At 62.3% G+C, this 18,751-nt stretch carries 24 protein-coding genes, 1 tRNA gene and 1 pseudogene; 13 read left to right on the forward strand and 13 right to left on the reverse strand.

Going from position 1 to position 18,751, the window contains the following annotated elements:
- The first annotated feature begins 320 nt into the window (after positions 1-320).
- Positions 321-869, forward strand: a complete 549-nt coding sequence (locus ABIT12_RS14305) for a dihydrofolate reductase family protein (protein WP_348040898.1) — start codon at positions 321-323, stop codon at positions 867-869.
- A 54-nt stretch (positions 870-923) separates the two neighbouring features.
- Here ABIT12_RS14305 and ABIT12_RS14310 read toward each other — a convergent pair whose 3' ends face one another.
- The 4 genes and pseudogenes from ABIT12_RS14310 to ppa form a co-directional block, all read right to left on the reverse strand.
- Positions 924-1,118 carry a hypothetical protein gene (locus ABIT12_RS14310; RefSeq protein WP_348040900.1) on the reverse strand — a complete coding sequence of 65 codons (195 nt, stop codon included), beginning with the start codon at positions 1,116-1,118 and terminating at the stop codon, positions 924-926.
- Positions 1,119-1,182: 64 nt separating this feature from the next.
- Positions 1,183-1,335, reverse strand: coding sequence for a hypothetical protein (locus ABIT12_RS18355; protein WP_407065630.1), 153 nt, complete (start codon positions 1,333-1,335; stop codon positions 1,183-1,185).
- Positions 1,336-1,403: 68 nt separating this feature from the next.
- A pseudogene (locus ABIT12_RS18360) lies at positions 1,404-1,457 on the reverse strand (hypothetical protein); the annotation flags it as partial.
- Between the two features lie 6 nt (positions 1,458-1,463).
- Positions 1,464-1,997: an inorganic diphosphatase gene (gene ppa / locus ABIT12_RS14320; protein ID WP_348040902.1), complete on the reverse strand. Its 534-nt coding sequence runs from the start codon at positions 1,995-1,997 to the stop codon at positions 1,464-1,466.
- 120 nt (positions 1,998-2,117) lie between these two features.
- On the opposite strand from ppa, the gene ABIT12_RS14325 reads away from it, so the two are divergent.
- Positions 2,118-2,681 carry a hypothetical protein gene (locus ABIT12_RS14325; protein WP_348040904.1) on the forward strand — a complete coding sequence of 188 codons (564 nt, stop codon included), beginning with the start codon at positions 2,118-2,120 and terminating at the stop codon, positions 2,679-2,681.
- A gap of 97 nt (positions 2,682-2,778) precedes the next feature.
- Here the strand turns inward: ABIT12_RS14325 and ABIT12_RS14330 are convergent, their stop codons facing one another.
- Together ABIT12_RS14330 and ABIT12_RS14335 are read right to left on the reverse strand one after the other, a co-directional pair.
- Positions 2,779-3,219, reverse strand: a complete 441-nt coding sequence (locus tag ABIT12_RS14330) for a TerB family tellurite resistance protein (protein WP_348040906.1) — start codon at positions 3,217-3,219, stop codon at positions 2,779-2,781.
- A 114-nt stretch (positions 3,220-3,333) separates the two neighbouring features.
- Positions 3,334-3,621, reverse strand: coding sequence for a 4a-hydroxytetrahydrobiopterin dehydratase (locus ABIT12_RS14335; RefSeq protein WP_348041194.1), 288 nt, complete (start codon positions 3,619-3,621; stop codon positions 3,334-3,336).
- Between the two features lie 225 nt (positions 3,622-3,846).
- Between ABIT12_RS14335 and ABIT12_RS14340 the strand changes: the two genes are divergently transcribed.
- The 5 genes from ABIT12_RS14340 to ABIT12_RS14360 all read left to right on the forward strand — a co-directional run bounded on the left by ABIT12_RS14340 (position 3,847) and on the right by ABIT12_RS14360 (position 8,914).
- Positions 3,847-5,088: an ABC transporter substrate-binding protein gene (locus ABIT12_RS14340; RefSeq protein ID WP_348040908.1), complete on the forward strand. Its 1,242-nt coding sequence runs from the start codon at positions 3,847-3,849 to the stop codon at positions 5,086-5,088.
- 124 nt (positions 5,089-5,212) lie between these two features.
- On the forward strand, positions 5,213-7,543 hold the full coding sequence (locus tag ABIT12_RS14345; RefSeq protein ID WP_348040910.1) for an EAL domain-containing protein: 2,331 nt from the start codon (positions 5,213-5,215) through the stop codon (positions 7,541-7,543).
- A gap of 132 nt (positions 7,544-7,675) precedes the next feature.
- Positions 7,676-8,434 (forward strand): N-acyl amino acid synthase FeeM domain-containing protein, encoded by a 759-nt coding sequence (locus tag ABIT12_RS14350; RefSeq protein WP_348040912.1) that lies wholly within the window; start codon positions 7,676-7,678, stop codon positions 8,432-8,434.
- A 79-nt stretch (positions 8,435-8,513) separates the two neighbouring features.
- The gene (locus tag ABIT12_RS14355) at positions 8,514-8,672 is read left to right on the forward strand and encodes a hypothetical protein (protein ID WP_348040914.1); all 159 of its coding nucleotides are present in this window, start codon (positions 8,514-8,516) and stop codon (positions 8,670-8,672) included.
- A 68-nt stretch (positions 8,673-8,740) separates the two neighbouring features.
- Entirely contained in the window at positions 8,741-8,914 is a 174-nt protein-coding gene (locus ABIT12_RS14360) for a hypothetical protein (RefSeq protein ID WP_348040916.1), read from the forward strand.
- A gap of 435 nt (positions 8,915-9,349) precedes the next feature.
- On the opposite strand, the gene ABIT12_RS14365 is transcribed toward ABIT12_RS14360, so the two are convergent.
- Entirely contained in the window at positions 9,350-9,589 is a 240-nt protein-coding gene (locus ABIT12_RS14365) for a hypothetical protein (protein ID WP_348040918.1), read from the reverse strand.
- Between the two features lie 140 nt (positions 9,590-9,729).
- Between ABIT12_RS14365 and ABIT12_RS14370 the strand changes: the two genes are divergently transcribed.
- Positions 9,730-10,107, forward strand: coding sequence for a hypothetical protein (locus ABIT12_RS14370; protein ID WP_348040920.1), 378 nt, complete (start codon positions 9,730-9,732; stop codon positions 10,105-10,107).
- Between the two features lie 226 nt (positions 10,108-10,333).
- On the opposite strand, the gene ABIT12_RS14375 is transcribed toward ABIT12_RS14370, so the two are convergent.
- The 5 genes from ABIT12_RS14375 to hemC form a co-directional block, all read right to left on the reverse strand.
- Positions 10,334-10,409: transfer RNA gene (locus ABIT12_RS14375), tRNA-Thr, on the reverse strand.
- 44 nt (positions 10,410-10,453) lie between these two features.
- Positions 10,454-11,833, reverse strand: coding sequence for a heme biosynthesis HemY N-terminal domain-containing protein (locus ABIT12_RS14380; protein WP_348040922.1), 1,380 nt, complete (start codon positions 11,831-11,833; stop codon positions 10,454-10,456).
- On the reverse strand, positions 11,830-13,017 hold the full coding sequence (locus ABIT12_RS14385) for a hypothetical protein (protein ID WP_348040924.1): 1,188 nt from the start codon (positions 13,015-13,017) through the stop codon (positions 11,830-11,832). Before ABIT12_RS14385 ends, ABIT12_RS14380 begins: the two co-directional genes overlap by 4 nt.
- Before the next feature lie 27 nt (positions 13,018-13,044).
- Entirely contained in the window at positions 13,045-13,776 is a 732-nt protein-coding gene (locus tag ABIT12_RS14390; RefSeq protein WP_348040926.1) for a uroporphyrinogen-III synthase, read from the reverse strand.
- Positions 13,776-14,723: a hydroxymethylbilane synthase gene (gene hemC / locus ABIT12_RS14395; RefSeq protein WP_348040928.1), complete on the reverse strand. Its 948-nt coding sequence runs from the start codon at positions 14,721-14,723 to the stop codon at positions 13,776-13,778. The genes ABIT12_RS14390 and hemC overlap by 1 nt, the downstream gene beginning before the upstream one ends.
- A gap of 56 nt (positions 14,724-14,779) precedes the next feature.
- Here hemC and tsaD point away from each other — a divergent pair, with 56 nt between their 5' ends.
- The 5 genes from tsaD (at position 14,780) to ABIT12_RS14420 (ending at position 18,051) form a co-directional block, all read left to right on the forward strand.
- A complete protein-coding gene (gene tsaD, locus ABIT12_RS14400; protein WP_348040930.1) occupies positions 14,780-15,856 on the forward strand; it encodes a tRNA (adenosine(37)-N6)-threonylcarbamoyltransferase complex transferase subunit TsaD in 1,077 nt (358 codons plus the stop codon).
- Positions 15,846-16,832 carry an NAD(P)H-dependent glycerol-3-phosphate dehydrogenase gene (locus tag ABIT12_RS14405; protein ID WP_348040932.1) on the forward strand — a complete coding sequence of 329 codons (987 nt, stop codon included), beginning with the start codon at positions 15,846-15,848 and terminating at the stop codon, positions 16,830-16,832. Before tsaD ends, ABIT12_RS14405 begins: the two co-directional genes overlap by 11 nt.
- Position 16,833: 1 nt before the next feature.
- Positions 16,834-17,127 (forward strand): YciI family protein, encoded by a 294-nt coding sequence (locus tag ABIT12_RS14410; protein WP_348040934.1) that lies wholly within the window; start codon positions 16,834-16,836, stop codon positions 17,125-17,127.
- Positions 17,128-17,130: 3 nt separating this feature from the next.
- On the forward strand, positions 17,131-17,565 hold the full coding sequence (locus ABIT12_RS14415) for an EVE domain-containing protein (protein WP_348040936.1): 435 nt from the start codon (positions 17,131-17,133) through the stop codon (positions 17,563-17,565).
- A gap of 63 nt (positions 17,566-17,628) precedes the next feature.
- Positions 17,629-18,051: a DUF1761 domain-containing protein gene (locus ABIT12_RS14420; RefSeq protein WP_348040938.1), complete on the forward strand. Its 423-nt coding sequence runs from the start codon at positions 17,629-17,631 to the stop codon at positions 18,049-18,051.
- Here the strand turns inward: ABIT12_RS14420 and ABIT12_RS14425 are convergent.
- Positions 18,048-18,719, reverse strand: coding sequence for a septation protein A (locus ABIT12_RS14425; RefSeq protein WP_348040940.1), 672 nt, complete (start codon positions 18,717-18,719; stop codon positions 18,048-18,050). The genes ABIT12_RS14420 and ABIT12_RS14425 overlap by 4 nt on opposite strands.
- Positions 18,720-18,751 lie beyond the last annotated feature (32 nt).

Here is an 18,751-nt window from a genome sequence, read left to right on the forward strand (position 1 = left end):
GAAGGAGTGGGGATGACAGTCGGGGGGATGGGGTCGCTCATCTCAGGCGGTCCATTCGGAAGCTCAACGCTGGGGAAGACAGCTGGCTCACTCCGAACCCGTACAAAATCCCGGCGCGATGGCGAGACTTGAGCTTCATCTCTACACTAACTACCCCCCGAGGCCCCGGTCTCGCCATCGCCGTTCGATCAAACCGCCGGTAATTGCCACGCGGCGCTTCGGCGCGCAAAAAATCTCACGCAGCTTGTCGATTCCCGGTTTGCCCGCTCGTTGTGCTAGTGAAGGGCGTCCACACCGGTCGCCAAATCCAGGAGCCCAGCATGCGCAAACTCACCGCCGGCCTGTTTCATTCCATCGATGGCGTGGTTGAAGCGCCCTACAAATTCCAGTTCGACAGCTTCGATGCCGAACTTGGCGCCAGCCTGGGCGCCATCATGGGCAAGGTCGATGCCGTGGTGCTCGGTCGCGTCGGCTACCAGGAATGGGCCGGCTATTGGCCCACCGCCCAGCAGGATGACGAGTTCGCCAAATTCATCACCAATGTACCCAAGCACGTCGCCTCGCGCACCCTGGCCGGGCCGCTGGCCTGGGCCAATTCGACGCTGATCCAGGGCGATCTGCTCAGTTATATCCGCGCCCTGAAAAACACCGAAGGCGGCGAGATTTCGCTGATGGGCGGCATTTCGCTGGTTCGCGAACTGCTGTTTGCCGGCCTGCTCGATGAATTGACCCTGATCACCCATCCGGTGATTTCGGGCGCTGGCCGCCACCTGTTCGAGCCCGATGATCCCACCACGCGCCTCGACCTGCTCAAGTCCGAGCGCACCTCCAAGGGCAATATGCTGCTGACCTACGCCCTGCGCGCCTAGCGGAAAAATTGCTCTGGCAGCGCCACCGGCGTGGTGGCGCTGCCGGCACCGGTCCTAGGGCCGCGGCTTCTTGTACATGTTGGCCCAATACAGCACGCCCAGGCCGACAAACAGCAGGATCACCCCGATCACCAGCCATTGGCTCTGGCCCGACATCATGCTGCCGCCAATCACATTGGCGCCCTGCAGCGACCACAGAACACCCATCAGCAACAGCACGACGCCCACGATATTTCCGGCAATTTTCACAACGCATCTCCCTTATCCCCGGCAGGATGCGCCGGGGCTATGATGCCGGCAAATCACGACTGGCTCACTGCTTCCGCAGTTTCTCGAATGCGCTTGGCCCGACCATGCCGGCCGCCAGCCCGGCCCCGATCAACGCGGCGATCTGGGGGGGTGAAACTCGGCTGCTATCGACGCGCAGCCCGATACCGGGGACCAGCGCCGCTGGGGTCGCGGCCATGAACACATCGACCCCCAGATTGAGCCAGATGCCGGAAGACTGTCCTGCATGGCGCGGGCAATCGAGGACTTGCCCGAACGCGGCGCGCCGTTGAGGATCACGATCCGCCCCGGCGCGCTCATGGTCGATTATTTGGCCTTGTTGGCCATTTCGATGGACGCAAGGATCACCTTCTTGGCGTCCTCATAGCCACCCACATGGGAAATCTTGGCCCATTTGCCGGGTTCGAGATCCTTGTAGTGGGTGAAGAAGTGTTTCACCCGCTCGACCTGGATCGCCTGCATGTCGCTGAGGTCGCGGATATGGTCGTACATGGCGGTCAGCTTGCTCACCGGCACGGCCAGGATCTTTTCGTCCTGCCCGCCATCGTCTTCCATGAACAGCACGCCGAACGGGCGGCAGCGCACCACCGCGCCAGGCACCAGCGGCCGCGAATTCATCACGATCACGTCGAGCGGATCGCCGTCGCCGCACAATGTGTGGGGCACGAAGCCATAATTGCCCGGATAGCGCATCGGCGTGTAGAGGAACCGGTCGACGAACAGCGCGCCGCTGGCCTTGTCGATTTCATACTTGATCGGCTCGCCGCCCATCGGCACTTCGATGATGACATTGAGATCGTCGGGTGGGTTCTTCCCGGTAGGGATGGCGTCGATGTTCATGATCGTTCAGGTCTCGTTCAACTCGATGGCGACAATGTGCAGGCGTTCTGCCTAGCAAGGCCCTCAAAAGCAAGCCATAACGGCACCATGCAGATATGCACCTGCGGAGATTGTCTACCGATGGCACTCAAATTCATAGTCCCGGTTCTCGCCCTGCTGACCATGGCGGCCCCCGCCCAGGCCGCAGGTTTCGACAGCGCCTATACCGACATCAATCTCGATGAATGCTCGGTGGCCACGGCCGATGACTTTGGCTCCAGCTGGGCCTGCCCCGGCTACAAGGGCTATCCGGTCTATGTCGCCGAAGGCGATCTGCGCATGTTCGTCAGCTATGGCTTTGGCGCGCAAACCGAAATGGCCGCGCAACAGACCCCGCCACCGTTCAATACGCTGGGGCCCAAGATCGAGTGGCGGCTATCCAACGCCTCGGGCGGTTTCAAGCCGATCGCCACCATTGTCCGCTACCTGACCGAATGGGATGGCAGCGGCCCCACCATCAAGGGACAGGTCCTGGTGGTGACCCAATTGGTCTCGGGCAATACCTGCCACATCGCCTATATCGATGCCCTGGCCAATGCCGATGCCAATGAGCAGGCGCGCGCCATCGCCGATAAATCCGGCACGTTCGATTGCCAGAACGACGCCATTCAATTCAGCAAGAAATTCACCGCCTGGGACAACTAAAACCTGTCTGCCAAAGTGGCCCCGGTTTTGGGGCAAGGACATGGGCAACACAAAGACCTAAAGCGCGGCTTGTGAAGTTGGTTGAACGCGACGCGCTTTAGACGCCTTGGCTCTTGCCGATCTGGTTGCGCAGGATAGTGCGATCGCGCGCCGAAACGCCGATCAGCTCGGCAATCCGCCAGACCATATTGTCTTCCAGCTCGTGGTTTTTCTTGTCGGCAAACACCACCAGCCACATCATCCGGATGATGTCGATCCGCTCCTGGCTTTCAAGGCCGGAAAGCGCTGAGGTAAAGCGGTAAAGATCGACGGAATCGGCGTCGCTGGCAGTAGCCTGCTTGATCAGCGCCTCGACTGCTGCTTCGCCCAGGCCATATTGATCCTGCAGCACGGCTCTGACGGCGCGGCGCTCTTCTTCCTTGATCTGCCCATCCACCGCCGCCAGATGCACCAGCAATGCGGCAACCGCCAATTTGGGGTCCTGGCTGGACAGACGAGGGTCGGACTTGGCGAACAGGCGCGTCAATGCGTCGAACATGGGGGCTCCACCGGCCAGCGTGCCTCCAATGTCTAGCGGCGGCGCCCCTGGCTCTCAATGGCACAATGCCGGCCTCGCGCAGTCTTGAGCGGCAATGCGGCTTGTCAGCCACACTCAGGCGAGGATGGCGTCGATCGCCGTGGCCAGATCGATGTCTTTTTGCGTCAGGCCACCCGCATCATGGCTCGATAGCACAATGGCCACCTTGTTATAGCTGTTGGACCAGTCGGGGTGATGGCCGGCCGATTGCGCCGCCAGTGCCACCCGCGTCATGAAGCCGAAGGCCTCGGAAAACCCGGTAAACTTGAACGCGTGGCTGATGCTGTCGGAGGCCTCGTCATAGACCCAGCCGTTGATGCCGCGCAGGCTCGCTTCGCGTTCGCTATCGCTCAATTTGTCCATCATCGTACAGCTCCACCGTTGCCAATCGACTAGCGTCACAATGCAACCGCACAAAGGCGGTTGCCCGGTAACGATATAATTAACCCGGCACCGGCAAGAATGGGGGTATGATGACCTGGTCAGAGTCGGCTAACCGACCATAAAGCATGTCACCCGGTCAATCCGGCGCGGAGGCCTTTAGCACATTAAGCTGAAAACAATGGGTCGCAATCGGGAGGATTGGCGATGCTGTTACGAGTGATGACTGCCCTGCTCACCGTGCTGGCACTCAGTGTGTCACAAACCCCCGGCGCGCAATTGCTGGTGCTGCACGGCTGGTCCTCGCCTGCCGAGCTCGCCGCGCTCAACGTGCTCAGAAGCGGCCTCGAGGCCAAGGGGCATAGCTGGATCAATCTGGCGATACCGCACGATAACGGCGTCAAGGTCAACGTCATCGACCTGATTGCCGGCGGCAATTCGCCCAATATCTTCATGGAACCCAATCCGCAGATCTATCGTCAACTGCGCGAGCAGGGTCATACGCTCTCCCCCGGTCCTCTGTTCAAATCCATCGGCGCACTGGCCAATTTTCCACAGGCAGTGATCGACGCCATCACCATTGATGGCCAGATCATGAAAGTACCCAACACCATCCATGCCGATGGAATGATCTATTATAGTCGCGCCGTGGCCACTGCTTCTGGCGTTGACCCGCAGCGCTGGACCTCGCTTGACGCCATGTTCGCCGATTTTGCCAGAGTGCGGGCCGCCGGTTACCTGCCGATGGCCATCGGGGGGCAGGAATGGCAGGTCGGCTATTTGACGCACGCCCTGGTCGCTTCGATTGGCGGCGCCAAACTCTACCGCCAGCTCTACAGCGCCCACCCCGACGCCGTCGGTTTTGACGACCCAGCCCTGCTGCAGGTGTTTGACGCGATCCGCAAAATCCGCCAGCAGGCCGATCCTGCCGCCAATGGACGTGACTGGAATGTCGCCACCAGCATGGTTATTTCCGGCAAGGCGCTGTTGCAATTGCAGGGCGACTGGATGAAGGGCGAATGGCACGCCGCCGGCAAGACCAACAATGTCGATTTCGGCTGCCGTGGCATTCCGGCCAGCAAGGCCATGGCCGTCTCCATCGACGGCTGGGGCCTGCTCGGTGGCGCCCCGCCCGAAACCGAACAGGCCGAACTCGATTTCGCCGCCATGGTCGTTGATCCGAAAATTCAGGCGGCCTTTGCCGCCGCCAAGGGCTCGACGCCGGTGCGGCTCGATGTTGCTCAATCTGCAGTCGATAGCTGTTCGGCTCAGGTGCTGACCGGCCTCAATACTCCCGGCTTTGCCGTCAATACCCCCAATACCACCGCCTCCGCCGCCTGGATCGCCGCCGTCTGGGGCGTCGCCTTCAAGTTTTGGAACACCCCGGACATGAGTTCGGCCGACGCTGTCGCCGCGCTCCGTGCTGGCTTTGCAGCGTTACCGGGTTAGCCGCCATCCGGCCGGGCGACGCCGGGTTTTATTAAAGTGGTGTTCACCTTGAGCTGCGAATTTCGCGCTGAAGACGAACAAAATATTGTGCAGAAACTTCATCTTAACCCAGAACGCGCAGTTCTTGTCGGATGAACAGGAGCGCGCCCCGGTGCTGACTTCGGCCCGCAAATCGATGCCGACGCTGGAATATGTGTCGATGGTCCGTTCGGTCTATGGTGACCGGCGGGCAATGCTTGCTGGCACTTTTGCCAGTTCCCTGACCGCTCTCCTCACTGCTTTCAAAACGGGCTCGGCCCTGCTTTATCTGGTCACGGCGGGGTTTTTGCTGATTGGCCTGCTGCGTTATGTCGATATGCGGGCATTCTGGCGCGCTGCCATCGATAGCGACGATGCCGATGCCGCCGAACTCTGGGAAAACCGCGCTGTCGTCACCGGCGGCCTGCTGGCCGTGGTCTTTGGCGTCTGGTGCCTGTTCAGCATGGCCGTGGTCAAGGACCCGTTTGCCGAACTTGCCAGCGCCTCGTTGACCATCGCCGCCATGGTTGGGGTCTGCGGCCGCAATTTCGGTCTCGATCGGCTGGTCACCATCCAGATGGTTGGCGTCATCGTGCCGCTCTCGGCCGGTTATGCCCTGCATGGGGATGTCTACCATGTGATCCTGGCAGCGCTGCTGCTCATTATGCTCTCCAGCTTCCGCAAGCTGGCCGGCGATATCCGCAATATTCTGCTCAGCGCCGTCCACGGTCGGCATGAGGCGTCACGCCTCGCCGCCGAACTGGATATGGCCATGGGCACCATGCAGCACGGCCTGTGCATGCTCGACGAACGGGGCATTGTCACCGTCGCCAACGAACGGGCCGTCCGGGCCTTTGCCCAACTGGAAATCCCCAATCTGATTGGCCGCCAGTTCCTCAAGGTACTGGAGGAGTTAGGCAGCGGTGGCCAATTGCCCAATACCGCCGTCGACCGGCTGCTCGACATGCTGGCCAAGCGCGCCTCAGGCAAGGTGCTGCTCTGCCTGCCTCAAGCCCAGTATTACGAAGTCACGGTCAGCTCGCGCCAGGAGCGCAGCGTGCTGCTGTTCGAAAATATCAGTGATCGCGTCGCGGCCGAAGAACGGATCAACTTCATCGCCCGCCATGACCCGCTGACCGGCCTGCCCAATCGTGGCTATTTCGGTGAAATGATCGCCGAAGACCTGGCTTTGCGCGATACCGAAATCGGGCCGACCCGTCCGATCGCCCTGATGATCGTCGATCTCGACGACTTCAAGCACGTCAACGACACCCTCGGTCACATGGTCGGCGATCAATTGCTGGCCGACGTGGCCCAGCGCCTGCGCGCCGCTGCGCCCCCAGAAGCCATTCTGGCACGCCTGGGCGGCGACGAGTTCATCGTCTATCTTAACGCCGCCACCGATCCGGCCAAGGTGCAGCACGTCGCCGATACCATCATCAACGCCTTCCATGCCTCATTCACGCTCAACGAGATAATCCTGGCTGCCAATGTCAGCATCGGGCTGGTGATCAGTGACGCGCCGTCCGATCAGCTTGATGCGTTGATGACCAAGGCCGATCTGGCGCTCTATATCGCCAAGGGCAATGGCAAGGGCCGCAGCCAGCTGTTCCACGCGCAGATGGACACCGATTATCTCTACCGGCAGCGGCTCAAGACCGATCTGCGTGAGGCCATTCGCTCGCGCAGCCTGTCGCTGGTATTCCAGCCGCAGGTCGATATCGCCACCCGCCGCGTCGTCAGTTGCGAGGCTCTGGCCCGCTGGCAGCATCCAACGCTGGGCGCCATTCCGCCCATGGTCTTCATCCCGCTGGCCGAGGAAATCGGCCTGATTTCAGAAATTACCGCCTTCGTCCTGGAAGCAGCGACAACCCAGTGCACCGCCTGGCCAGGTGATATCGGCGTCGCGGTCAATATTTCGGCACGCGATTTCCGTGGTGGTGACATTGGCGGCATGGTGGCGCGGGCGCTTCTAGCCTCGGGCCTGCCTCCGTCCCGGCTCGAGGTGGAAGTCACCGAAACCGCACTGATCGAAGAACGCGATATCGCCATGACCGTGCTCAAGGCACTGGCAGCGCAGGGCATTTCCATTGCCCTCGACGATTTCGGCACCGGCTATTCGTCGCTGAGCTATCTCAACACCCTGCCCTTCAACAAGCTCAAGATCGACCGCAGCTTCGTGGCCGATGTCGCCACCAACCCGCGCTCGCTGAAACTTCTGGCCAACGTCGCCCGGCTTGGTCGCGACCTCGGCCTGACCGTCACCGCCGAAGGCATCGAAACCGAAGACCAGCTCCAGGCCCTGCTCTCCCATACCAGGGTCGGCCAGGTGCAGGGCTATCTGTTCGCCCGTCCGCTGCCCCCGCGTGATATTGCCGAACTGATCACGCGCTTTAACGCCGAACCGAAGCGTCCGGCAATCCGCAAGCATGGTTAATTTACGTTAACCTCTTGGCAGAGTTAGCAATTTTCGCTCCAGGCCACGCCACGCGCCCGTGTGCAGTGAAAAATGCCGATTGTCATGGTCAACAAATAATTAACATGTAGCCCCAAGGTTGGGGTTTGTTCCATGAGTGCGGCAACCAGTTCGTCCGGCAGCGCTTCGTCGCGCTTTGCCACCACGCTGATCGATCTGCTGGATCGGGTACAATATCGTCGTGTCTCGCCTGCCGATCAGCTCGATCCGGTCTATGCCCTGCGCTATGAAGCGTACCGGCGCGAGGATTTCATCCCAGTCAATTCCCAGCAGATCACCCGCGATGCCTATGACGATGCGGCCAATTGCTACTGCTATGGCGTCTATATCGATGAGCAATTGGTCAGCTCGGTGCGCCTGCATATCGTCACGGCGGATAATCCAACCTCGCCCAGCCGTGCGATCTGGCCCGATGTGCTCGGCAAGATCTTGGACGACGGCGGCACCTATATCGACCCCAGCCGCTTCACTGCCGACCATGAGGCGTCGCTGGCCTTCCCGGCGCTGCCTTATCTGACGCTGCGGGTGGCGGTGATGGCCTGCAAGCATTTTGAAGCGCGCTATTGCATCTCTTCGGTTCGTCCCGAACATGCCGCCTTCTACAAGCGCGTCTTCGGGTCCGAACAGCTGGCCGGCGAAGGCTATTGGGGCGAGCTGACCTTCCCGGTCTGCCTCTATGCCTCCTATCTGCCCACCATGTATCCGCGCACGCTGGAGCGCTATCCGTTCTTCATGTCCACCGCCGAGGAACGCGAAAACCTGTTCGGCCCCGCCAATCGCCCGGTCTCGGCCATCGCGCCGACCGCCCGCATAGCCCATCGGTTGCAGCTGATTGAGACCCTCAAGGCCTGAAGATCGCTGGAACGAATTGACAAGCGGGGGCTTTGTCCACTCAATGCGGCCAAAGCAAATCACGCGCCGGAGACCAAAGATGAGCCAGAACACCGAGAGCCCCATCTGGGACGAACCCAATCCGGATCAGGGCGCCATCAACACCCTCTACTACGCCTCGATCCTGGGCATCGCCATCTGGTCGATCGGCATCGCCTGCGTGCTGTTCGCCGCCACGCGCCTGCCCGCCGCATTCTGATCCGACCTCGGCTTGGTCGCTGAACCGGACGTCGGTTGGCGGCGCCGTTGTTAACCGGGAGCGCCGGCATGTCCAACGACAAGAAGCACGACGAAAAAGTGCGCATCGAAGGCTGGTCCGCCGGCGCCTCGGAGCACCCCAAGACCAGCAATCCCTATCGCGGCCAACGCAGCGAAGATGAAGCTATTTGGGATGCCGCCTGGGAAGATGGCAACGCCGGCAAGGACTTTGTTGCGGGCTAGCACGCCAGGCACCAAGCAACTTGAAGCCGTGCTCGGGTTCCGCGGCGAAATAGACCAGCGGCCGAAAGCGCACGCTGATTACGCCCGAAAACCATTGATCGAGCATGCCGTCGAAATGACCAATGACACTACTGTCGATGCCAGGATAACGCCGGAAATCGAGTGGGTAATCGAGCCGCGAGGATAACTCGGCGGAAACCGATAAAATGGATTTGGATCGGGCCCATCGGGCAGGCATTGCTTCGTGCGCTTGCGGACCGCAACCCGAGGGCCCGCTAGCTCATTGTATTTGTCCGAGATCAGCGCGCGTCAACCGGACAAGGCGGCACGGGAAACAGTGCGATTTTTCCGGTCTCTCGCACTGGCCAACGAAATGGCACACGAGTCCATATCCCGCCCGCGCTGATCTCGCCCAATCCGGATTATCCCTGTTTGTTACATCCAGGTCGTGCCGTTGCCAGTGCTGCAACCGTACGGCGGAATTGCTCCTACGAACGTGGCCTGCAGTTTATCGCATCCCCATTTACGGATCGGCTCAGGCATCCTGCTATTAAGCTCGATGCCGATCTCGTCATACGGGGTGACGGTGTTGCTGACGTATCGGTACCAGAAGCCCCCGAACACAGCTCCAACGGCCACCAAGACGATAAGAGCCAAGCGAAGCAATTTGCCCATCTAAACTTCCTTTGCTGCGCGATGGCTAGCCGCCTAGTTCTCCAGGGTCAATCGCCGCGTGACCGAGGCGATGCAGACGGTGGTGAAGAGGTGATCGTCTTCGAGATGATCGAGATAGCGGAGCACCCGGCGATTTCGTAATGCTCTTGTCCACCACGCGGCGAAATTGGGACGACACCATGCGAACAATTCTGATCATAGCCGCGCTGCTGAGCAGCACATACGCCACGTCGGCGCGGGACATCACCCGATGCCTGATCGAGGTTGACGGCACTATTTGGGCAGATGGGCCCTGCGAATTTGATGCCTTCGAGAAGGGCTACGCCAGCTTCGAAGTCGTCGAGAAAGCCGAGCCTCAGACATTCGCTTATGTTTATGTGAACCAGAATGACGAACCAACGAATGGTGTTTGGAATGGGGGCGAAGGCGCTATGCACGCCCATGATCCACTCGGCGAACTCCATCGGCAGGGCGCATGCTGGGTGAACGAGAGGGCAAAGGTTTGTGCTTGGCAGTGACCGAGCATGCGAGCCACTCACCGTGGGGGCCGTTGGAAGCGGCCGAGACCTCCTCTTGGCGAGCCTTCCTTCTGCAAATGCGCCAAAGGGCTAGCTACCTATTATTCGATATCCAAGCCTCGTTATCCTATCTCATGCCGAGGCCGGGTCGTAACCGATATCAGGATACTCCTGGCCGTGGCGACCCTATCAACAAGGAAAGACCAGCATTTATAGAGGTTTAATGTGGTGCCGCATAGGTGACTCGAACACCTGACCCCATCATTACGAATGATGTGCTCTACCAACTGAGCTAATGCGGCATGCCATGGATCGGCGGGCGTTGGGCCAGTCGATGCGCGTCCTTTTACTGGGGGTTACTGACCCGTGCAAGAGGCAACACGTCGCCTGGTTCCGCCAGTGTGGCCACGGCGGTTGAGGCGGGTGCGACAGGTTTAGCCGTGGAGACCCCCACCGGCACCTTCCATTCAAAGCCGTCGAGCTTGCCGCTGACCGGCGAGACCGGCTCCCATTCGTCGCTGACCAGGCCATCGGCGGTCCAGGCCGGCTCCCGCGGCGCCCGCACGGCGCGGCTCAGCCACTCGCGAGCCTTGCCCTGATCGCCCGACTGGCCTTCTTCGATTTCCGCCATCAGGCTGGCGACACCTTCGCTGACCTCGCCACCGACATAGGGCAGCAAGGCTTCGCGGGCCAAACTCCAGTCATAGGCATCGACCGCCGCCCGCGCCAAAACCAGCGCCGCGGCCCGATTGGCGGCAGGCAAGGCAATCAGCTCGCTGGTGCGCTTCAGCCGATCGACGGCGGAAGCACCCGGCTGGGCATGGGCATAGAGCTTGCCGATATCGGGATGGCCGGTGGCGCGCCAGATCCGCCGCAGCAGGCTCAGTGCCTTGCGGGTTTCGCCCCGATTGATATGGACGCGCGCCGCGATCAAGGCCGCCGGCACGAAATCGGGCAACAGCTTCAGCGCCGTCAGCCCATGATCGAGCGCCGCCAGCGGATCTCTGGTTTCAGCTTCGCGCGCCCGCGCGGTTTCGATCACCGCCTGCTTGCGCCGTTTGGCTGCCCGCGCTTCGCGGGTCACGGCCTGTTCGACATTGACCATGGCTACCGCCTGCGCCCACGAACCCTGCCGCACCAGATCGGCAAATACCGCATCGGCCGCCCAGCCCGATTGCGGTGACAGGCTCAGCGCCTTGCGCGCAAAGGTCAGCGCGGCGTCAGGCCGATGCTGGGTCCGCGCCTGCTCGTAAAGGCCTGACAATGCGGCCATCGCCGTCTTGTCCGAGGAAATCAGCGCCCGATAATGCTCGCGCGCCGCCGTCATATCGCCCAGCGCCAGATCGGCCCGTGCCTCCAGCAACCGCGCCGCCGCATTGCTGGGTAGCCGGGCCTGTGCCTCCTTGGCCAAGGATCGCGCCCGGCCTGGATCGCCAGCCTGCAGGGCGATAAAGGCATCGGACAAAGCCTCGACCCCCTGCTCGCGGCGCTTTTCGCGATTGCGCCGGGCCATGAACTTGGGCGCCGCCAGAATGCGCCGCACCACCGCCCAGATCAGGATGACGATCGCCGCGATCACCAGCAGCATGAACACCGCCGCACCCAGCCTTGGCTGCATGCGGTAATTGGCCACTTCCAGTGTCAGCGTACCGGGTAGCGAAATCATCCAGGCGATCAGCCCGGTAACGATCAGGCTGCCGATGATCCAGGAGGCGAGTCGGGTCATTTGCCAGCCTCGCCCAGAACCGTATCGCGCAATGTAACGAGCAACTGCGCCGCCGTGGCTTGCGCCGCGATCTGGGCGGGTACTTCAGCGGCGGCGGTCACCATCGGGGCCGGCAATTTGGCCAATAGCGCCTGCGCCGCGACAAAATCACGCCGCCCGATCGCCGCCTCCAGCCGCGATACCACCGCTTCCGGATCGTCGCCCTCCACCGCGCCGGTCGGGCGCAGCGCGATGATCGAACGGAACCAGTCCAGCGTTCCGTCCTGCCAACTGGCATCGGGATTGGCCGGACGGCCGGCCAGAATATCGGGCAACAGCTCGGCAAAGCGCTGGGCGATCACATCGCCCCGCACCAGCCCGGTCTTGGCGGCATTGGCAATCTCCGTTGGCACAGTGGCATCAGGCATTCCCGCCCGCAGCGCCGCCAGTTCGATTTCATAGGGCCTGCCGCTGGCAAAGGCGGTTTCCAGCCCCGACAGGATCAGCGGCAGTTGCAGCACCGAATTGATGTCGGCGGGTTGCTTGGCCAGCGCCGCAGCAGTGGCATCGACACTGCCGCCCAGTTTGGTCAGCCCGGCTTCGGCCGCTGTCAGCCGCGTGCTCAGGTCAGTCACCCCGGTCTTGAGCGTTGCCACATCGCCGGTGACGCCGGAAATATCCACCGCTGGCGCTGCCGCCGCCGGAACCGCCGCGACCTGCTTTTTGAGATCGGCGATCTCGGCCTCGATGGCGCTGAGATCAACCGGCGCCGCCGCAGCGGTCGTACCGGCCGCGGGTGCCGGCGCCGTCTCCAGCGCCTTGACCCGTTGCGTCAGCGTCGCCAATTCCGCCTGCGTGGTCTGCGCCTCGGTCCGCAACTCCGGCAGGGCCTTGTCATATTGCGCCAGGCGCGGATCGACTTTCACCGCCGCCGATGGCCAATAACCAGCCCAGGCCAAGCCATAGGCCGCGCCCAGCCCCAGCACGGCGCCAGCCAGCATCGCACCAAAACCAAATCCACCTGATTCGCTGTCATCAACAACTTTGGTCGCCGCCGGACGCGGTGCTGGAGTCGGCCTGGGTTCGGGCTTGCTCTCGGACGCGGTCGGCGCCGCCTTGGTCTCGGACGCCCTGGCCGCCGTGGTGTCGCGCGCCGTCAGGTCGATTACGGGAGGCTTTACCGGTCCGCTCTTTGCATCAGCCATGGTCTGGCTCCTTGTTCGCGCCTGCCATCATGGCGTGTTTCGCTCCCGCACAAAAGCCAGTGCCAGCGACATCATGGTTTCTTCATTGGGGTGTCTGGCAATTGCGGCATTGCCATAGCCTGCCGCCCGCAACGGCTCGGCCACCGCATTGGACAGGCACAAAACCGCCAAGTGCTGGCGTTGCGCCGCGGTCAAGCGATCCGCCATGGCGGCGACAAAGCTTTGCGCTGTCCGCCGCGAATAAAACAGCGCCGCCTCGATTGCGCCACTGGCCAGCTCTGCCACCACTGATTCGGGAACCCGGGTCACCGGCACCATGCGATAGAGCGGCGTGGTCACCAGCGTCAGCCCGAACGGGGCCACCAAAGCCGCCAGGTCGCCATTGCGCTCGCTGGCCGCAGGATAAAACACCGGGCCGGCAATCCCGGACCGTTTCAGCAGGTCCGCCAGTTCAGCCAGCCCGCCTGCCGCACTCTGCACCGTACCAAAGCCCAGCGTCTGGGCTTCGATGCCGGTCACCTCGCCAACGGTAAAAATCGGCAGGCTCCGATATTGCTCGACGCCGCTCCGCTCCGACAGCGTCCGCAGGGCATTGCCGCTGGTCACCACCATGGCGGCAAAGTCGCCCGCTTCGGGCAAGGCGGTGTCGAGCACCTGCCGCACCAGGAGCGGCACCGCAATGGCATCGACGTCCATCGCCCAGAGCCGCGACACGGTCCCCGTTGCATCCGGCTCCGGCCTTGTCACCAGGATGCTCATCAATGTTCGGCCCATTGCGCCAAAAACCGGGTGCCGGCCAGCTTGAGCAATTGCTGTCCCAGCGCGTCGCCCAAGGCTTCTGCATCCTGCATCGGGCCGGAAACCGCGTCGGCAAAGAACTCGCGCCCGTCAAGGCTCAAAATTTCGCCCTTCAGCGTCATGGTTGAGCCATTCAACACCGTCAATGCGCCCACCGGGGTGCGGCATGACCCATCCAGCACGCGCAGCATCGCCCGCTCCGCCGCAATGGCGCCATGGGTTTCTCCATGATCCAGCGGGGTAATCAGCGCCAGCGCCCGCGGATCGCCAGCGCGGGCGGCAATGCCGATGGCGCCTTGCGCCGGAGCCGGCATGAACAGTTCTGGATCGAGCATGGCGGTAATCTTGTGCCCCTGACCCAGCCGATTGAGTCCGGCGACAGCCAGCATGGTGGCATCAGCCACCCCATCGGCCAGCTTTTGCAGCCGCGTATCCACATTGCCGCGAAACGGCACGATCTTCAGGTCCGGCCGCGCCCGCAGCACCTGCGCCGCGCGCCGGATTGAGGAGGTACCGAACCTGGCATATTCCGGCAGATAATCCATGCCCTGCACCGAATAGGAAATGAAGGCGTCGCGCGCATCTTCGCGTTCAAGATAAACCGGCATGGCAATTCCGGCCGGCAATATTGTTGCCACATCCTTGGACGAATGCACGGCGATATCGACCGAACCGTCGAGCAGCGCTGTGTCGATTTCCTTGGTGAACAGGCCCTTGCCGCCGATTTCACTCAAACTGGCATTGGAGTGTTGCGAGCGATCGCCACCGGTCGAAATCGGCACGATTTCGATTTCCGTTTCAGCAACGCCGTGCTGTCGTGCCAGCAGCGAACGAACCAGCCGCGCCTGCGCCAAAGCCAGCGGCGAGCCGCGCGTTCCGATCCGGACAAAGGGGATGGGCGATTGCAATCTCGTGGCGTCCTATAGTAGGCAAAAGCACCCTTGAGGGAGTAGACCAGATCGTCATGACCGGGCAAGGCAAAGCTACCATATTGGGCATCGAGACCAGCTGCGACGAAACCGCCGCCGCCATTGTCGTGCGCGGTGCCGATGGCAGCGCCACCATCCGCTCCAATGTGGTGCGCAGCCAGCTCGATGAACACGCAGCCTTCGGCGGCGTCGTACCCGAACTGGCGGCCCGCGCCCATGTCACCTTTCTCGATCACATCATCGCCCAGGCCTGCCGCGAGGCCGGCGTGGCGCTGGCCGATGTTGATGCCGTTGCAGCCACCGCCGGGCCCGGGCTGATCGGTGGCGTGTTGGTTGGGCTCACCACCGCGAAGGCGCTGGCCGCCGCGCTCGACAAGCCACTGATCGCCGTCAACCATCTCGAAGGCCACGCGCTCACCGCCAGACTGACCGATGGCGTGCAATTCCCCTATCTGATGCTGCTGGTCTCCGGCGGCCACAGCCAGTTCGTGCTGGTGCGCGGCGTCGGCGATTATCAGCGCTGGGGCACCACCATCGACGACGCCTTGGGCGAAGCCTTCGATAAGGTGGCCAAGCTCCTGAGCCTCGGCCATCCCGGCGGCCCCGCCGTCGAGGCCATCGCCAAACTTGGCGATCCCAGGCGCTTCAAATTTCCTCGCCCCCTGTTGCGCGAAGACCGGCTGGATTTCTCGTTCTCCGGCCTCAAGACCGCCGTGCGCTTGCAGGCCGAAGCCATCGCCCCGCTCGGCGATCAGGACGTGGCCGATATCGCCGCGAGCTTTCAGGCCGCCGTGGCTGAGATCGTCGGTACCCGCGCTCGTTCGGCGTTGCAAAAGTTCGCCGCCGACTTGCCCGGCGCGCCGGTCCGGCTGGTGGTTGCCGGTGGCGTCGCCGCCAACCGCACCATTGCTGCCGCGCTGCAAAGTGCCGCCGACGCAGCCGGCGCCACGCTCATCGTGCCACCGATTGCGCTCTGTACCGATAACGGCGCCATGATCGCCTGGGCGGGAGCTGAACGCTTTGCTCTGGGCGCCATCGATCCGCTTGATTACATCGCCAAGGCACGCTGGCCGCTCGATACTCCCGACATGCAGGTGAACCATGGCGCCTGAAACCGTCACCGTCATTGGCGCCGGTGCCTGGGGTACCGCCTTGGCCCAGGCCGCTGCCATGGCCGGCCGCCGTGTCACGCTGGTGGTGCGCAGCGACGCCGTCGCCGACGAAATCACCTCCAACCACACCCACAGCGCCGTGCTCGGCGCACAAAAACTACTGGTCAATATTTCGGCCGCCACCATTGCCGGATCGTCCGACATCTTCATTCTCGCCGTTCCGGCTCAGGCCACCCGCGCCGCCCTTAGTGGCCTTGATCCCGCGCTGTTCGCCGGCAAGCCGGTCATCCTCTCTGCCAAGGGGCTGGAAACTGGCACGCTCGATCGGCAAAGCGAAATTCTCGCCGATATGGCCCCCGCTGCCATTCCCTATGTGCTTTCCGGCCCCAGCTTTGCCGCAGACGTGGCAGCCGGTCGCCCCACGGCGGTAACCCTGGCCGGAGACGACGCCGATCAGACTTCGCAACTGGCTGCCGCATTGGCGGGTCCGAGCTTTCGCCCCTATGCCGCCGATGATCGCATCGGCGTCGAAGTCGCTGGCGCCTTGAAGAATGTCTATGCGCTGGCCTGCGGCGCCGTTGAAGGGGCCGGGCTTGGCGCCTCGGCGCGTTCGGCGCTGCTGGCGCGCGCCTATGCCGAAATGGCCCGGATGGTCACCGCCATGGGCGGCTCCGCCACCACGCTCACTGGCCTTGCCGGGCTGGGGGATCTGACCCTCTCCTGCACTTCGACCCAGTCGCGCAATTACCGGTTCGGCATTGCGCTGGGGCGCGGCGAAACGGCGCGCGATATCCTGGCGGGCGGCGCCAAACTGGCCGAGGGCGTGGCAACGACGCCGGTGGCGCTGGCATTGGCCGCCTCGCTCAAGGTCGATGCGCCATTGATTGCTGCCGTCAATCACCTGCTCGATGGCGAGGCCGATATCAAAACCATTGTGGCGGGCCTGATGTCCCGCCCGCTCAAACGCGAGGAATAAAATGCTTTATGCGATGACCGCCAAGGACAAGCCCGGCACCGGCGAGCTGCGCACGTCGACGCGCCCGGTGCATCTGGAGCATCTGCATTCACTCGGCGACAAGCTGGTCCTCGCCGGGGCACTGCTGAACGAGGCCGGCGCGCCCGAAGGCTCGCTGATGGTGCTCGAGGCCGAGACGCTGGAAGCGGCGACCGCGGCGTTTGAACGCGATCCCTTCATTTCCGCCGGTATCTTTGCCAGCTACGAGATTAAAGCCTGGCGCGTCGCCATCAACAATATGGTCAAGGGAGCCTGACCGATGGCCTATTGGCTCATGAAGTCCGAGCCCAATGTCTTCTCCTTCGAAGATATGCAGGCCAAGACCAGGCGCGGTGAGCCCGAGCAATGGCATGGTGTGCGCAGCTATGCGGCGCGCAACAACATGAAGGCCATGGCGCTGGGCGACGAAGCGTTCTTCTACCACTCCAATATCGGCAAGGAGATCGTCGGCATCGTCAAGGTCATCGCCCTGGCGCATCCCGACTCGACCGCCGAACTCAATGCCAGGGGGGAAGTGGTCTGGGAATGCGTTGATGTGGAAGCGGTCAAACCGCTGCCTAGGCCGGTGACGCTGGAAACCATCAAGCACACCGAAAGCCTGGCCAATATCGCGCTGGTCAAGCTCTCGCGCCTGTCAGTGTCGCCAGTGACTGCCGAAGAATGGAAAATCATCTGCACGATGGGCGGGCTCTAGAGGCCGCCGCGCCGCAATGCTAGCCTGACCCCGGGAGGCGCCTCGCCTCCGGGGGGATAAAACATGTCATTTTCTGTTAACTGGTTGGCTGTCGTCGTGGCGACTGTCGCCGCCTTCGCCTTTGGCGCGGTCTGGTACACCACGCTGTCCAAACAGTGGCTCGCTGCCTTGGGCAAGACCCGCGAACAGCTCAATGTGGGCTTTACGCCCTTCATCTGGTCGGTCGTGGTCGAACTGATCATGGCCTATGTGCTGGCCGTGCTGCTCGGCAATCTGCCCGGCGGTATCACCATTGCCACCGGCATCACAGTTGGCGTCATAGCCTGGGTGGGGTTTGTCGCCACCACGCTGATCATGAACCACCGCTACGAAGGCATGAGCTGGGCGCTCACCATCATCGATAGCGGCCATCTGCTCGGCGTATTGGCCATTCAGGGCCTGGTGATCGGCCTGTTCGGCGGCGTCGTAGCGCCGGTCGTCGCCTAAAGGTCGACCACGATCGGGGGAATATGCGCCGGCTCAGCAGGCGGCGCATATTTGCTCAACACCGGCAATTGCGCGATCGAGAACAGGATGGTGAGCGGCATCACGCCCCACACCTTGAATGCCAGCCAGACGTCGGCCGAAAAATTGCGCCATAGCACTTCATTGATCACCGCGAGCAGCAGGAAGAAAAGTCCCCAGCGCACGGTCAGGATAAACCAGCCCTGCGGCTGCAATTTGTAGACGTCACCGAACACGAATTTGAGCAGCGACTGCTTGAACAGCAGCCCGCCAAGCAGCACCAGTCCGAAAAAGCTGTTGGTGATAGTCGGCTTGATCTTGATGAACATCGGATCGTGGAAGGCAATGGTCAGCCCGCCAAAGATCAACACGATCACGGCGGTCACCAGCGGCATCACCGCCACCTTGCGCAAAAAGATCGCACTCAGCGCAATCGCCGCCACCATGGCAATCATGAACAGGATGGTCGCCGGATAGATCGGATCGTCAAACCCGGCAAACGCCAACAGCGACTTGTTCAATCGCTCGCCGAACAGATTGCCGAGAAAAAACACCAGCAACGGCCCCAGTTCGAGCGAGAACTTGATCAATTGCGGGCGAAGTTCGTCCCAGTTCAGTTCAGGCTCGGCCGGCTTGTTGATGTCGTTCATTTGGCTCGGAACTCGTTCATGTTCGGGGCCTG

This window comes from Devosia sp., assembly GCF_039927955.1.
Taxonomy (GTDB): Bacteria; Pseudomonadota; Alphaproteobacteria; order Rhizobiales; family Devosiaceae; genus Devosia.

Bases quoted from the DNA above. Each gene is read 5' to 3' on its own strand.
- ABIT12_RS14305 (WP_348040898.1), top strand. From the start codon at position 321: ATGCGCAAACTCACCGCCGGCCTGTTTCATTCCATCGATGGCGTGGTT.
- ABIT12_RS18355 (WP_407065630.1), bottom strand. From the start codon at position 1,335: ATGGCCGCGACCCCAGCGGCGCTGGTCCCCGGTATCGGGCTGCGCGTC.
- ppa (WP_348040902.1), bottom strand. From the start codon at position 1,997: ATGAACATCGACGCCATCCCTACCGGGAAGAACCCACCCGACGATCTC.
- ABIT12_RS14325 (WP_348040904.1), top strand. From the start codon at position 2,118: ATGGCACTCAAATTCATAGTCCCGGTTCTCGCCCTGCTGACCATGGCG.
- ABIT12_RS14330 (WP_348040906.1), bottom strand. From the start codon at position 3,219: ATGTTCGACGCATTGACGCGCCTGTTCGCCAAGTCCGACCCTCGTCTG.
- ABIT12_RS14335 (WP_348041194.1), bottom strand. From the start codon at position 3,621: ATGGACAAATTGAGCGATAGCGAACGCGAAGCGAGCCTGCGCGGCATC.
- ABIT12_RS14340 (WP_348040908.1), top strand. From the start codon at position 3,847: ATGCTGTTACGAGTGATGACTGCCCTGCTCACCGTGCTGGCACTCAGT.
- ABIT12_RS14350 (WP_348040912.1), top strand. From the start codon at position 7,676: ATGAGTGCGGCAACCAGTTCGTCCGGCAGCGCTTCGTCGCGCTTTGCC.
- ABIT12_RS14355 (WP_348040914.1), top strand. From the start codon at position 8,514: ATGAGCCAGAACACCGAGAGCCCCATCTGGGACGAACCCAATCCGGAT.
- ABIT12_RS14360 (WP_348040916.1), top strand. From the start codon at position 8,741: ATGTCCAACGACAAGAAGCACGACGAAAAAGTGCGCATCGAAGGCTGG.
- ABIT12_RS14365 (WP_348040918.1), bottom strand. From the start codon at position 9,589: ATGGGCAAATTGCTTCGCTTGGCTCTTATCGTCTTGGTGGCCGTTGGA.
- ABIT12_RS14370 (WP_348040920.1), top strand. From the start codon at position 9,730: ATGCTCTTGTCCACCACGCGGCGAAATTGGGACGACACCATGCGAACA.
- ABIT12_RS14380 (WP_348040922.1), bottom strand. From the start codon at position 11,833: ATGACCCGACTCGCCTCCTGGATCATCGGCAGCCTGATCGTTACCGGG.
- ABIT12_RS14385 (WP_348040924.1), bottom strand. From the start codon at position 13,017: ATGGCTGATGCAAAGAGCGGACCGGTAAAGCCTCCCGTAATCGACCTG.
- ABIT12_RS14390 (WP_348040926.1), bottom strand. From the start codon at position 13,776: ATGAGCATCCTGGTGACAAGGCCGGAGCCGGATGCAACGGGGACCGTG.
- tsaD (WP_348040930.1), top strand. From the start codon at position 14,780: ATGACCGGGCAAGGCAAAGCTACCATATTGGGCATCGAGACCAGCTGC.
- ABIT12_RS14405 (WP_348040932.1), top strand. From the start codon at position 15,846: ATGGCGCCTGAAACCGTCACCGTCATTGGCGCCGGTGCCTGGGGTACC.
- ABIT12_RS14410 (WP_348040934.1), top strand. From the start codon at position 16,834: ATGCTTTATGCGATGACCGCCAAGGACAAGCCCGGCACCGGCGAGCTG.
- ABIT12_RS14415 (WP_348040936.1), top strand. From the start codon at position 17,131: ATGGCCTATTGGCTCATGAAGTCCGAGCCCAATGTCTTCTCCTTCGAA.
- ABIT12_RS14420 (WP_348040938.1), top strand. From the start codon at position 17,629: ATGTCATTTTCTGTTAACTGGTTGGCTGTCGTCGTGGCGACTGTCGCC.
- ABIT12_RS14425 (WP_348040940.1), bottom strand. From the start codon at position 18,719: ATGAACGACATCAACAAGCCGGCCGAGCCTGAACTGAACTGGGACGAA.